Raw genomic sequence first — 14,025 nt, forward strand, 5'->3', positions numbered from 1 at the left:
GTTCACGGCGAATTCGCCGCTGCATCGCGGCTTTGGCGAATTGGATGTTGGTATCTGGGTCGATCGCCATCCGCACCGTCTGAGCTTGGACCCTGCAGTTGCTAATCAGTGTATACGCGTGCGGGTTCAGCTCGCGGAGATCACTGCGATGCGGTCAAGCCCCGCCAGATCTTTTACGGTGCGGACGTATCGCAGGCGCGGATTGCCGGCACAGAGGGATTCCACACGTTGGGCCTGGTCAAACCCGATTTCCAGCAAGGCCCGGCCGGCCGGCCTGAGTTTCAAATCTTTCAAGAGCCGTCGTATATGCCCTAATCCGGAGCTGTTGGAAAAAAGTGACGAACGCGGTTGGGCGCGGACGACCCTGGGCAGATTTGCGTCCTCGCTTCCTCTTATATAAGGGAGGTTGGCCACTACGAGATCGGGGACGCCTGGAAGCGGATCTTGAAGATCGCCTAGGCAAAAGCTAACTTGCCCAGCGACGCCGTTGCGATGGGAATTCTCCCGAGCCAGGGATAGCGCGAAAGCAGAGATGTCACTTGCCATGATGTCAACGATCGGCGCATGTCTGGCGATCGAGATTGCAATTGCGCCCGATCCGGTTCCAACCTCGTGAACGTTCGCCCTATTCGGACTCATTCCCCACGTCAGGTCTGAATGCTGGGGAGTTCCAAGGTATTTCAATGCTTCTTCTACTAAGAGTTCAGTCTCTTGCTTTGGGATGTAGACCCCTCTGCCGACCTTTATCTCCAATCCGAAGAATTCGGTCATACCGATCAAATACTGAATAGGCGTGCCGGAGGCGCGAAGGATCACTAGTTGCCTGAATTCCTCCAGAGTGCACTTCGGAAGCTGATGGTGGCGATTCAGGACTATCCACTTGGGACTCCTGCCGACCGAGTCTGCCAATAGGAACTCGACTTCTTTGCGGTGTTCGGCAATTCCATTTCGTTCCAGCACGCTGCGTCCCCAAGCAAGACAATCGGCAACCGTCAACTCGCAGATCCCTGGTCGGCCAATCGTTCGGCTAGGTCCGCGTCCTCGAGCCTCGCTACCAAGTCTTCGAGGCGTCCATCGAAGATTGACTCCAAGCCGTGAACGGTGAGGCCGATTCGATGATCGGTCAGCCGATCCTGCGGAAAGTTGTAGGTCCGCATCTTGGCGCTGCGGTCTCCGGAACCAATCTGATCGCGCCGGTCTGCACCACGCTCGGCCATCTGGCGCTCCCGTTCACGTTCGAGCAATCGCGACCGCAAAATCCGCATCCCTTTTGCGCGGTTCTTGTGCTGGGATTTTTCGTCCTGCATCGAGACCGTGATTCCAGTAGGTCGATGAGTGATCCGCACTGCGGAATCGGTGGTATTAACAGACTGCCCTCCATGCCCCGAGGATCGGAAAACGTCAATCCGAAGATCCTCTTGGTCGATAGAAACCTCGACCTCGCCAGCTTCGGGTAGCACCGCGACCGAAGCCGCGGACGTGTGTATCCGCCCGGAGGATTCCGTCACCGGAACGCGCTGAACCCGATGAACGCCTCGTTCAAATTTGAGCTGGCGAAACGGGTTCTCGCCGCGCACGGCGGCGATCGCCTCCTTAACCCCTCCTGTTTGCGATAGGTTCAATTCCAACAACTCAAATTTGAGTCGGCGACGCTCGCAATAACGCTGGTACATTCGGAGCAAGTCGCCGGCGAAGAGGGCTGCTTCCTCGCCGCCAGTGCCGGCCCGGATTTCGATGATTGCGTCACGGGAGTCCATTGGGTCGCTCGGCGCAAGGGCCAAATTCAACTGGCGGTTCAACTTGTCCAGTCTGGATTCCACCGCGACGCATTCGGCCCGGGCCAACTCCCGAATTTCGGGGTCGTCGTCACCTGCCAACTCCCGGTTTGATTTCAGATCCGACTCGGCGGCAGCAATTTGATCAATCAACTCCACCTTCCGAGTGAGATTGGCGTATTCGCGGCCCAATCCAGCCAATCGGCCAGGATCGCTCGCCAATCCGGGATCCGCAAGCTCAATTTCCACTTCGGCGTGGCGATCTCGGATCTGCCTCAACCGTTCAGATTTCACGGGCCCGCCGGATTTGGCTTTGATACCGGATTCGAAACCGATTCGTCCGATTCGGTAGATGACGGCGCAAGCAGGTTCCGGTCGGATTGTTCCAGAATTGGGGCGATCGCCGCAATCGCGACTTCACACTGGTCAAGATCCGGTTGCCTGGTAGTTAACCTCTGCAGCCAGATTCCGGGCGCGGCCAGGGCCGCCGCCCAATTCCTATCGCGGCGAGCGGCGAGGAAGGTAATGACCTCGAATGCGATTCCTGCAGCTATTGGGATCATCGCGATTCTTGAACCTACCCGCAACATTGGATCAGGTCTGCCCAGGAGGGCGAATCCAACTATTGAGATCAACACGACCGTGAGGATAAAGCTCGTGCCACAGCGCGGATGAAAACGGCTTTGGGCAATCACGTTAGCCGGAGTTAGTTGGACACGTGACTCCACCGCGTTCACCGTCTTGTGTTCGGCGCCGTGGTATTGGAGAGTGCGGTAGATGTCGGGAAGGAAGCTTATCGCGGCAAGGTAGCCAATCACGATCGCGATCCGAATAACCCCTTCAATCAGATTGCTCAAGGTGCTCGATTCGACCCACCGATCAATCAGCACGGTGATTCCAAGGGGGGCCATGAAAAACAGGGCAATACCGAGCAACAACCCTAAAACCATCATCGCGCTGGTCCAGAAATCGTGACCATCACTCTCGGCTTCGTCGGCTTCTGGGTCCGTTGATGCCACATGGGCTGAATATGCCAACGCCCTAGCCCCGAGAGCGAACACGTCCCAGAGAACCACGATGCCGCGAGCGACTGGGATTCGGCGGAAAGCGCGGACAGTCCCTCTTTCCCGAATCGGCATTTCCTTTACCCTGACCGATCCGGTCGGCGTCCGAACTGCCGTTGCCACGTTGCTCCGCGTACGCATCATCACGCCTTCGATGACAGCTTGACCGCCGTACAAAGGCACAGGCAACTACCTTGTCAGAATCGAAAATCGAGTTTCCGCGATCCAATTGCCAGTCGATCGCGTTGGCAAGTCCCAGGGCCAGACGATTACAACGCGCTCGGAATCACTCTGCCGTTTCAGTCGGCTCTTCTGAGGTCTGTACAGCTTCTGCGGGAGCGGGTTGGTCCTGAACCGGGACTCGACGGCCCGCTTTCTTCAGCCTCTGCTGGAATCGCTCGACTTGGCCTTGAGTGTCGACCAGCTTTTGGGTTCCCGTGAAAAACGGGTGGCAATTGGAGCAAATGTCCAACTGCAATCGCTCAACTGTAGCCCTGGTCGTAAAAGAGTTGCCACATGTGCATGTCACGTGCGTGTCGAAAAGTTGCGGATGTAGGCCGGTTTTCATGGGAAAGTGGTCGAAGCTGGGATTGGGTGTTGCAGGGAGCGCGATTCTATTTCAAGCGTTCGCAATCTGCGATCGTACCGCCAATTGGAAGGCTGCGGGATCAGATTCAATTGGCATTCAATTAAAGACAATCGAATCCGTGAAGCCCCCACCGCTTTTTCCGAACCAGAATCCGTGGATTGCGCAAATAGACGCAACCGCACCTTTGCACTCTGTCGCAGTGCTACGCCTCGGATGTTCAGAATGACGGGTCCTCGGGTCCGATCATCGTTGTTTCTTGGACGAGTTCCTTGAACTGACCAGCAAGAGGCCGGCCGTTAGTACAGCGAGCGCGGCAAGTGCGAATAATTTCTCCGCTCGTTCCAATAGCAATGCCGATGCCCCGAACGCGGCGCAAAGCAACACATAGACCATCGTCACCTGGGGACGAGTCAATCCGGCGTCTACCAGACGGTGGTGGAGATGCTGCGTATCGCGGCTGGTGATTCCCTGCCCGCTTCGGTGGCGACGAACTATCGTCCATGCCACATCAAGGATCGGGATCCCAAGCACCAAGAGGGCGGTGCCGATTTTGGCCTGACCAAGAATGGCGAGAGTTCCGATTAGGAACCCGAGAAGATTCGAACCGGAATCACCCAATATCAGGCTGGCTTTGTAGGCATTAAACGGGAGGAATCCAGCCACGGACCCCGCCAGGGCCAAACCGAATAAAACGAGCGGCATATTGCCCAGTTCGGCTGACAGAACCGCCATTATCAGCGCCGCAACCAGCACCACCCCGGGGGCCAGGCCATCCAAGCCATCCAATAGGTTTATTGCGTTCATCATGCCGATCAACCAGGCGATCGTGATGATCGCCCCCAACAACGAATTGAGCTCAATCACTCCTCCGAATGGGTTGCTAATCACGGTTATTTGGACACCAAACAAAACTGCCGCAATGGCGACCACCAGTTGACCGGCCAGCTTGGCCATGGCATGGATATCAAATAGGTCGTCAATTGACCCGATCGATACGATCGCAATCGCGCAAATTGCAATTCCCAGCAGGGATTGGGGTTCCATACTGGTCAAAAACAATGCGATCAACGCCGCCGGCAGAATCGCAATTCCACCGAATCGCACTACCGGAGCGGTGTGAAATCTGCCCGGGCCCGGGTGGTGCAACAGATTGAGCCGCCAAGCCAATTTGATGGCTCCATACGAAAACCCCGACGACACGATCCCGGCGACTAGCAACGCTATCGACGCCGGGATGAAGAACGGCGCGGTTGCGAACAACTCTTCAATCACCTGGTGATCAAACCACGAAACTCATTCCAATACAATTGCCAACTCATAGGTTCGATTGACAATCTAGGAAGTGGCGTAAGTCGAGATTGTCGCTGCAATTCTCGAAACGCAATACAACGCGGCTCAAAACTGCCCTGAAACAAACCAGAAGGAAATTAATGTCCCACGTAACCCTCGAAAGCAAAGAATCATTTGAGGCCGGGTTGCGCCGCTTCAATAAGCGAGTCCAGCAACACGGAATCTTGACCGAATCTCGCCGCCGCAAATACTTCGAGAAACCGAGCGTCCGGCGCAAAAAGAAACAAGCTGCGCGCGCGCGCAAGGCAAGACGCGCCGCAATCAAGGCCGCACGTGTAGCGAATTCGGAGTACGCGTTCTAGTCGCGACATGGTTTTCCGATTTCTCGGATCAACTCTAGTTGAGTCGCCGAGGCCCGATTTCCGGGTCTCATAACGTCCACTACACTAGCAGGGTTAACATATACGACACCGGGTATTGCAAAAAAGCGTCATGGTGGCGCTTGCGACCTGTTGCTCTTGTAATTTGCACCGAATGGCCCGCCCGGGTTGGCGTGCCGCAAAAGATGGAGGTCATTTTGACTCTTTCCAATCGGATAACTTTGGCGGGCGCCCTACCTCTACTGGTGGCGATCGCATTGTCGGCATTGATCGCTGCCATAGTTTTGGCGCCATCAAGGCCGGCGTCAGCCGCAATTTCCACAAAGACTTGTGGTTTGGACCCGGTGCTCTTGGACGTTCTGCTCGACCGTTACGGCAAGAAGTCTCAAGAGTGTGACACTCTGAATCCGGTAGCAGACACTGCCTTGGATGACGATGACTTCGATCCGGCGGTGTGGCAGTTTGATGGCAGAGAACTGACGGAATTTGCCATCTCTAAAGATGACTCGGATGTACTAAAAGAGATTCACGAAAACACTTCAGGTTTCCCGACTGCGGTCAAATACATTGACTTGACCGGCAACCCACTGACTATCGAAGATGTCAATTTCGCCAATATTCCGGCGACTGTTGCAGTGATCTTGAGCGCGGATTCCAACGTAAATGGGTTCCAAGCATCCGAGTACACGGTGACTGAAGGATCGCCGAGTTACGTCGCAGTGGCGTTTCCAGGTGCTACCGTCGCCTCTGGATCCACCCCTACCGGAACTCTGCAACCGGCGTTCACCATTACCGGTCGGGACGCGGTCGCGGCATTTGGAACCAATGCATTCCTGACGGGATCGCACCTCCAATTGATCGACTTCGGTGATCAGGAAGCTACTGACGTGGCAGCTCGGACTGCTCAAGTCAACGCGGTCAGCGACAACAGGATCTTCTACCTGCCGCTCCAAGCGAACAAAGACAACGACAACCGTGAAGATTGGGACTTCAAGATCACGATCACCGATCCAGTTCCCGGCGCCGACACCGCCGAGGCCAATGCATTCGAGTTGGCCAATGATGAAGCCGAAATCACCGTGCTCGACGCCGATGCACCGTCGTTGTCCGTGTGCGACCGCAGCGAACACGTGGAAGCGGCCATCCTCGCCCTTACCGAGTCACCTAGTCCCGCAAACTTGTACGGTAGCCACACCAAGTGTGATGATCTGACCCTGCGAGACTTGGGCGAAATACCAGGCCTCAACGTGCTCAACTCCGACGACACCGATGAGCCAATTGCGGACTTGATCGCCGGAGACTTTGAAGGCCTTGCGAAAGCAGCGACGCTGTCCATCACAGGGGCTGGCGCATTGCCGTCCGGGATCTTCGCTGGCGTGGGTAAAGATGCCACGGGCGGCGTCGAGATCACCTTCGCCAAGAACAACACCACTGATGAAGATGTCGTGGAGGTTGGAAAATACACTCCCCGCACCATTCCACAGCACATCTTCGATGACCAGGAAGTTAATCAGATCATCATCCTTGACGACGATCTGAACGATGAGAAAAAGGGTGTGACAAGCGGACTGGACGCCACCACCTACTCAGTAATGGAAGGTAGCCAGTTCTTTGTCTTGACCCCTGCGTTGCAGACGTATTACGTGCTGGGCAAATCGGCAGTTCTTGGATCCGCCGCATCCACGCCGGACATAGACACAGCCCGCCGTGGGGACGCGAACAGCCCGAAAGTGGCGCGGTACGCGGTACCTGCGACGAAGGATGCCCTTGACGACGACAACGCCAATGATGAATCCATGGTGCTGTTCCTCTTCAATGCCGCAACTCCCGCAGACACAGGCAGTCTTGTTGACATAGCACTGGTAACAGTGATTGATGACGATTAAGCGCTGCGTGCTCGCTTAACCAGCAAACGGATTAAAGCGCCCCCTCTACACACGAGGGGGCGCTTTTCATATATCCGACCACATCCAAACGCATCGCGGATTTTGGCCGCCGCAGCGCGGTGACTGAACAGCGCGGATAATCGCTTCTATTGGGGCGTCGCCAAGCGGTAAGGCAGCGGCCTTTGGAGCCGCCATTCGTTGGTTCGAATCCAACCGCCCCAGCCAGTCAACTACCTTTCGAAAACCAACGCGTGCCCCGGATTCAATTGACTTTCAACGGCTCCCCGCCTGACCTTGAGACGAACAGGATTGCAAAGGCAATCGAAACGACGGCAATTTCGAATGGCGAGAGGTTGAGGGCATCAATCCGATTCGTACCGGCTAAGGAGATGGCCCATCTGCACCGGTTCAAGGACGGCGAAGGCCCCACCAACGTACTCACATTTGTGCACAAATCCGGTGCAGACATTGCAATTTGCCCGCAGGTGGCGGAGGAAGACGCAAAGGTACGTGGCTGGGACCTCAACAGTGAACTCATTTACCTGTGTATCCATGGCTGTCTGCACGCCCTCGGATTCGATCACGTGGACCGCGCGGGCGCAACGGAGATGGAACGCCTCGAGCGCCAGATTCTCGCCACGATGGGCCTAGAGAAGAGCGCGTTGGACCCATAGACAGCTTGCAGTTAAAGTCTCCAGCCAAAATCAACCTTGGCCTAGAGGTCCTAAAGAAACGCACGGACTCGTTTCATGACCTCAGTTCGATCATGCTGGCGATTGATCTGTGTGATGAAGTGAGAGTGCGCTACGACGATGGCGCGGATATTGCTGAACAACGTGAGGGGTTTTCCCGCTCCGGTCTGACCGAACAAGCCCTAAATGCTTACTGCAATTCTGTCAGTGTCAAAACCAAACCAAATGCAAGCGTCAAAAAAACGATTCCTATCGCGGCGGGATTGGGCGGAGGGAGCGGCAATGCGGCTGTGGTCCTCTCGGCCGCAAACCATCTGAGCGGGCGGGCGCTTTCCGATTCGGAGCTGGCAGACGTCGCGAGTCACGTCGGATCCGACGTGCCCTTTTTCCTGTCAGGCGGCTGCGCGCTGGTCGCAGGGCGAGGGGAAATCCGCAAGCGCGTCCTGCCCATCCCGAAAGTCTGGATCGTATTGGCAAATCCCGGAGTCGAGCTCTCCACTCCGGATGTGTTCAGGGAACTCGACAGCTCAGAATTCACCTCCGGCGCGCGAACGAGCGTGCTGGCCGCCTCCTTGGCGGCCGGGCAACCGCGCTGGAACCTGATGCACAACGGCCTGCAGGGAGCGGCCGAGCGTCTTTGCCCGCAGATCCGGGAAACACTCGCCGCGTTAAGGACACATACGCCCTGGACGCTGCTATCAGGGAGCGGTGCCACGTGCTTCGGCATCTTCGAAATCGAGGAAGCAGCTCTCGCGGCTGAGAAAGACTTGGCAATGGCGGGTTATTGGACCTGGGCAGGCCGGCCAATGGACCGCTGGACGATTGCCGACCTGCGAATCTGAAATCCCCGCCCGGATAATGTGAACTCTGATTGGATTCGAGTCTCAAGCTTCGATCCAGATTCAAGGTTTAAATCCCCTATCAACGTCAATCCTGGCCAGCACCGCACGTGAGCATGCCTAAGCAAGATCCATCTGACGGCGAAAAGCGCAGAGCAATAGTGATACTGGCCGCCGGGCAAGGCACCCGCATGGGCGAGGACATCGACAAGGCCCTCGTCGACATGGCGGGCATACCGATGCTCGAGCACGTACTGCAGAACTGCGCCCAGATCCCAAGACGCCAACTCGTGATCGTCCGGGGCCCTGAACAGGATGTCCTTGAATTCCCTGGGCATGACTTTGAGATTGCAGTCCAGGACCCCGGAAGCCGCGGCACGGCCGCCGCGCTAATCGCGGCCACAGAGCACCTTCAATCAGAGATAGAAGTCGTTGTCGTGGTATTCGCGGACAACCCATTGCTTTCAGGGCACAGTATCGAAAGCGCCCTGGCAGCGGTCGAAGAAATTTCTGCCGCGATCGGGTTAACCACCGCCGTGGACCCTGATCCGGGAAAACGCGGCCGGATCATCCGTCGCGCCGGCGAACCGATAGCCATCCGCGAATCGGCCGCCTGCGACGCCGACGATCTTCAGATCCAGGAATTCAATTGCGGTGCGATGGCACTGGACATTAGCTGGGCACGAGCCGCATTAAGAAAACTCAAACCGGACCCTATGACCGGTGAGCTTTATATGACCGATTTGGTCGAGTTGGCCGCCAATGAAGGCAAGAAGGTAACAACGGTCTCGATCACAGATCCCGCCGAAGCGCTCGGTTGCGACGACTTAGTGTCTCTCGCCGCCGCCGAAAAACACTACTTTCGTCGCCGGGCTGCAGAGCTCATGAAAAAGGGAGTCCGCTTCCGCGATCCGGATTCGGTTGCGATATCGGCCGATTCTGAGATCGGTGCCGGCACCCAGATCGAAAGAAACGTGTCGATCGAGGGGCGGACAAGGATCGGATCGAACTGCCGAATCGGCCAGGATTCGGTCATTCGGGACTCGCAGCTGGCCGACGGTTGCCAGGTGACCTCCTCTCGGATCATCAAATCTGGATGCGGACCCTCGGCATCAATCGGTCCCAACGCCCTGATCCGCGACGGGGCATTTGTCGGCGAGGGCGCCCAGGCCGGCAACTGCGTCGAAGTAAAGAACTCCCGCATTGGTGCCGGTGCCCTAATCGGTCACCTCTGCTACGTGGGCGATGCCGACGTGGGTGAAAACTCCGTAATCGGCGCCGGAGCAATCACCTGCAATTTCGACGGGGTCGACAAACACCGCACCGTAATCGGTTGCGGAGCGTTCATAGGTTCAAACGTCTCGCTGATTGCGCCGATCAGGGTAGGAGAAAAAGCGGTCGTTGGAGCAGGTTCGGTGGTCACCCGCGATGTCCCGGACGGGGAAACCGTCTACGGGAACCCGGCGCGACTAAAAACCTTGGTACCCGATACCCGGGAGCTCGATTGAATCGAGTCAATTCCCTGGCGGAGGGCAGACGACCCGTCGCCGGATCGGATCCTGTTGAGCGACAGATACTGCAACTACTTTTTGGACGGAACGCTCAGGATCTTCACCCAGACCCCGGAAGTCGAATCCATGGCCCCTGACTGCCTGGAGCCGCGGTTGGATCTACTCTGCGAGGAGTACGTACTCATTCAGGCGTTCAAGAAGACCGCCCGCTACATCCGCAACCACAATTGGTTCTGCGACACGCTCGCCCTCGATCATGCTGCGGTGAACCTCCCGGAGTTTCTCTCACGAATCCAAGAACGCCTCAAATCTCCTGAAGGCTGGCAAAACGATCCGCTTCGAATCATCCCGGCACCTAAGAAGCAGCGCTGGGAGATTCAAGAAGGCAAGTGGAAGCCGGCCAGACAGCGTCCCGCAGTGCCCCTGCGGCCGCTCGCTCATGTGAGTCTGCCGGACCAGGTGTTGGCAACTGCGCTCATGCTCTGCATCGCCGATCGGGTGGAAGCCCGGCAAGGCAGCCCAGCCCTATCGATCAATGAACCGGAATCGCGCCGGCAGGTAATCTCCTACGGCCATCGACTTTTCTGCGACGGTAACGGATCCGGCCTGCGTCACCGCTGGGGATCGGCCACGCTATACCGCGCATATTTCGAGGATTACAAGCGATTCCTCGACCGTCCAGAATTCGCGGCCAAGGCGATTCCCAGCGATGGGAAAAGAAATCTATTCCTCGTCCATGCCGATCTCGAGCAGTTCTACGACCGCGTCCGGCCTTCCCAGCTATTCAGCGCCGTCGATCACATCCGCAGAGATGGTGATGATCCGGGGTTCTTCGATCTAGTTGAGTCGCTCTTTTGTTGGAGCTGGCATCATCGTGATCAGTACGAAGTGGATTACTACGCCGCCCAGGCGGGGATTGATCACTTCAATCAAGTCGCGTTACCCCAGGGCCTGGTCGCCTCGGGTTTTTTCGCAAACGTCGTCCTCCTGGCATTGGACGAGGCGGTCCGCGAACATATCGGCGGAGAAATCCCCGGCGGACTCCGGCTGGTCGACACCTGCCGCTACGTGGACGATTTCCGCATCGTAGTTGAAGCCTACCCAGACGCGGCCGCCTCGCCGCAACACATCAAATTCCAGGTTTCCAGATGGCTGCAGGAGTTGCTGGACGAACACGCCGGGGGCCTACCGCTTTCGGATGAAAAAACCAAGATCGCATCTTTGGGCGATGACGGACCACCCTTGGTTCGCCAGCGCGCGGAGATGGACCACATTCAAACGGCGATCTCCGGAGGATTCGACTTCCACGCCGGTCAGGGGATTCTCGATTCGATCCAGGCCCTTGTGCGTGCGCAGCCAGCCCCCGGCGACGATGAGCCAGACAAGTGGCGGTTTGCGCCGGTGGCCGACGTCCACGACGATACGGTGGCCAGGTTCGGGGCCAGAAGATACCGCAAAACTTTCAGGTCGATCCGGCCGCTGGCGTTCGACCGCAGCGAGTCGGATCTGATTGATAGGGAGCCCGATCAGCACACTCCCGAAGGGGCCATCCAGATTCCGCGCACACGGGAGGATCTGGACCAGGACGCCAGGGTGCTTGCCTACCGACTTGTCCGGCGTTGGCTTGAAGACCCGTCCAACGTGCTTCTGCTCCAGATTGGCCTTGATCTGTGGCCCGATGCAGAACTCCTAAGAGAAGTCCTGGGCCAGCTGCGTCTGCACATCGACAAAGGCCGCGGCCGAGGCGTTCCGCGGAGGGTCGCCTGGTATTGCCTTTCGCAATTGTTCCGTGCCGGAGCTACCGAAACGGGCCTGGTATTTGATTCGGAATCGCTTCCATCTGGAATCGATCTGAGCAAGTACCGCCGCGAATTGAGCAACGAGGCGTGCCGTATATTGGCGCCTGGTGGGAGTTCGATCCCTTGGTACCTGAAGCAGCAGGTATTGCTCTATCTGGCGGCGCACGATCCGGCCGCCGCTCCTTTTTCGCGCAGGAGCACCGCTGTTGAAATCCGGCCCTACCAGGAATTGATCGCTTTTCTGCGCGGCGATCAGACTTTGCTCGCTAATCTCGGTGATTCTGAATTGGCGGCCCTGGCAGTACTCGCCAGGCGCGCGTTCCTGGATCGTGATGGGGCAATCCGGCGAATCCACCCCTGGCTGAGACCCGCGGTTGTCGAACAAATCGCCCGGCGGGATCCGTCGCTATTAACCGAGCTCCTCGAGTACGATGCCCAGGCCATCGCCGCATGTCCTGCGCGCGTCCGCGAAGACCTGTGCCTGGAACTGGCAAGCACGGACCGGGACCGGGTGACGCTGGCCGAGGCCATCCTGAATCAGCACCCGACCAGTACGCTGCGCAACGAACTCTCCGTGCTACGTCTTGCAGACGCTCTGCTTGGCCGGCTGGTGGAGGCTGGATCGTCCTTTACCGCAATCACGCCCGGACAGATAACGATGAAGCTGAATGACGATCGCGGAGTGGCCGACCCTGACGAACTTCAAATGCGGCCTGGCGGCACCGCCCCGTCGGGCTCTATATACGAACCGCCGGCATGGTGCGCGCCCGACGAGCGCTGGCGCATTCAACTTGGTTACTTGCTGCGCTTCATCCTGATCGGCCACCCGGATTTTGCCCGTGCCAATCCACGGGACAACTGGCGAGAGCCCTTGTCGTACTACCGCCCGGCTGCCAGCCACTGGCGACTGAGCCTGCACGGGATGTACAGCGGGCAACCGGCCTTTGGGGATGATTGGCTCCCCATGACCGAGTGGTTGGAGGGATTACTTTTGGCGCTGCTGCGCTGGCCGGGAACCCGCGCTCCTAAGGGATTCGGGTGGATTGAAGAAGGAATGGAGGAATGCAGGACCCGTATCGGCAAGAGGGTGCGCTACCTGGAGCGGCTGCGAGGCCGCGCAACCGAGGCGTTGATCCTGCCGCTCGCTGTGGAAAGCCCGGATTCATCGACCCGAGAAAGAACACTGCGCGCCTGCGTGGTCCAGACGGTAATTCCCAACGACGAGGATTTCTGCGCCTGCGGTTCTGATCTCGAACTGAACGGGCGTGGAGTCCGACGAAGACACCGCAACCATTTGTCGGCAACGCTCGAGGCAGTCAAGAGCGCGCTCAGGCTCAGGGTTACGCACACGGATCATCAAGAGCGGCTCGACTGGTTGATATTGCCGGAACTCGCCGTCCACCACGACGACATTAATACTCACCTGGTCCCGTTCGCCCGTGCAAACAAAACGCAGATTCTCGCCGGATTGACTTACGACCGTCCACTGGAAGGCCGTCCGCTCGTCAATTCGGCCATCTGGATCATCCCCGAATGGTCGGGCGACTCGCACGGCTTGCAAATCAGGATCCGCCGCCAAGGCAAAGCGCACCTGGCAAAGGAAGAGCAACGCTTCAATAGTGGTGGAGAAGCAGTCGTCCAGGGTTTCCGGCCCTGCCAGTGGCTGATTGAATTTCCCTGGACCGGCAAACAAGCGCGGCCGCTTAGGCTGACTGCCGCAGTCTGTTACGACGCCACGGACATTGGATTAGCCGCTGATCTTAAGAATCTATCCGACGTGCTGGCGATTCCGGCGCTGAATAGGGACACCAGGACGTTTGATCAGATGGCGTTGGCATTGCATTACCACATGTTTGGATTAATCGTTGTCGCCAACAATGGCAAATACGGGGGGAGCAACGCTTACTGGCCGCACAAGGACTCAAATCGTCGGCGAATATTTCACTTCCATGGCCAACCACAGTCATCAATTGCGTTTTTTGAAATTGGAGACATTGGCGGCTTCCTGGAGCGCCACGATGATGCCAATCGCGAATCCGGCGCTTGGAAATACCCACCCATCGGAATTCGGCCCATACCGACATTCGGTGAGTGCCAGGCCGGATCAAAGTGAGGTGGTTACGGTAATCCCGGCTGACAGATTCCGTCACGCCGATCCTCAGGAATTGGGGATTTGCGCCTAACCTGCTGGGGTGTACGC

The 14,025-nt window shown here is 57.5% G+C and carries 11 protein-coding genes and 1 tRNA gene; 7 read left to right on the forward strand and 5 right to left on the reverse strand.

The window, feature by feature from the left end; translation table 11 throughout:
• Positions 1 to 126 precede the first annotated feature (126 nt).
• From prmC to F4X41_05275, 5 genes are all read right to left on the reverse strand, one after another.
• The gene (gene prmC, locus F4X41_05255; protein MYB16426.1) at positions 127 to 1,020 is read right to left on the reverse strand and encodes a peptide chain release factor N(5)-glutamine methyltransferase; all 894 of its coding nucleotides are present in this window, start codon (positions 1,018 to 1,020) and stop codon (positions 127 to 129) included.
• The gene (prfA, locus tag F4X41_05260; GenBank protein MYB16427.1) at positions 993 to 2,054 is read right to left on the reverse strand and encodes a peptide chain release factor 1; all 1,062 of its coding nucleotides are present in this window, start codon (positions 2,052 to 2,054) and stop codon (positions 993 to 995) included. The genes prmC and prfA overlap by 28 nt, the downstream gene beginning before the upstream one ends.
• Positions 2,055 to 2,065: 11 nt before the next feature.
• On the reverse strand, positions 2,066 to 3,022 hold the full coding sequence (locus F4X41_05265) for a DUF1385 domain-containing protein (GenBank protein MYB16428.1): 957 nt from the start codon (positions 3,020 to 3,022) through the stop codon (positions 2,066 to 2,068).
• A gap of 103 nt (positions 3,023 to 3,125) precedes the next feature.
• Positions 3,126 to 3,407 (reverse strand): 50S ribosomal protein L31, encoded by a 282-nt coding sequence (rpmE, locus tag F4X41_05270; GenBank protein ID MYB16429.1) that lies wholly within the window; start codon positions 3,405 to 3,407, stop codon positions 3,126 to 3,128.
• Positions 3,408 to 3,671: 264 nt separating this feature from the next.
• Positions 3,672 to 4,496: an undecaprenyl/decaprenyl-phosphate alpha-N-acetylglucosaminyl 1-phosphate transferase gene (locus F4X41_05275; protein ID MYB16430.1), complete on the reverse strand. Its 825-nt coding sequence runs from the start codon at positions 4,494 to 4,496 to the stop codon at positions 3,672 to 3,674.
• Positions 4,497 to 4,858: 362 nt separating this feature from the next.
• Between F4X41_05275 and F4X41_05280 the strand changes: the two genes are divergently transcribed.
• The 7 genes from F4X41_05280 to F4X41_05310 all read left to right on the forward strand — a co-directional run bounded on the left by F4X41_05280 (position 4,859) and on the right by F4X41_05310 (position 13,938).
• The gene (locus F4X41_05280; protein ID MYB16431.1) at positions 4,859 to 5,080 is read left to right on the forward strand and encodes a 30S ribosomal protein S21; all 222 of its coding nucleotides are present in this window, start codon (positions 4,859 to 4,861) and stop codon (positions 5,078 to 5,080) included.
• A gap of 191 nt (positions 5,081 to 5,271) precedes the next feature.
• Positions 5,272 to 6,984: a hypothetical protein gene (locus tag F4X41_05285; GenBank protein ID MYB16432.1), complete on the forward strand. Its 1,713-nt coding sequence runs from the start codon at positions 5,272 to 5,274 to the stop codon at positions 6,982 to 6,984.
• Positions 6,985 to 7,134: 150 nt separating this feature from the next.
• A tRNA-Gln gene (locus tag F4X41_05290) sits at positions 7,135 to 7,209 on the forward strand.
• The gene (ybeY, locus tag F4X41_05295; GenBank protein ID MYB16433.1) at positions 7,167 to 7,658 is read left to right on the forward strand and encodes an rRNA maturation RNase YbeY; all 492 of its coding nucleotides are present in this window, start codon (positions 7,167 to 7,169) and stop codon (positions 7,656 to 7,658) included. Before F4X41_05290 ends, ybeY begins: the two co-directional genes overlap by 43 nt.
• The gene (gene ispE, locus F4X41_05300; protein ID MYB16434.1) at positions 7,529 to 8,518 is read left to right on the forward strand and encodes a 4-(cytidine 5'-diphospho)-2-C-methyl-D-erythritol kinase; all 990 of its coding nucleotides are present in this window, start codon (positions 7,529 to 7,531) and stop codon (positions 8,516 to 8,518) included. The genes ybeY and ispE overlap by 130 nt, the downstream gene beginning before the upstream one ends.
• 113 nt (positions 8,519 to 8,631) lie before the next feature.
• Positions 8,632 to 10,023 carry a UDP-N-acetylglucosamine diphosphorylase/glucosamine-1-phosphate N-acetyltransferase gene (gene glmU / locus F4X41_05305; GenBank protein ID MYB16435.1) on the forward strand — a complete coding sequence of 464 codons (1,392 nt, stop codon included), beginning with the start codon at positions 8,632 to 8,634 and terminating at the stop codon, positions 10,021 to 10,023.
• Between the two features lie 54 nt (positions 10,024 to 10,077).
• The gene (locus tag F4X41_05310; protein ID MYB16436.1) at positions 10,078 to 13,938 is read left to right on the forward strand and encodes an RNA-directed DNA polymerase; all 3,861 of its coding nucleotides are present in this window, start codon (positions 10,078 to 10,080) and stop codon (positions 13,936 to 13,938) included.
• Positions 13,939 to 14,025: the final 87 nt, after the last annotated feature.

Source organism: Chloroflexota bacterium (genome assembly GCA_009840625.1).
In the GTDB taxonomy this organism is placed as follows: Bacteria; Chloroflexota; UBA11872; order UBA11872; family VXNJ01; genus VXNJ01.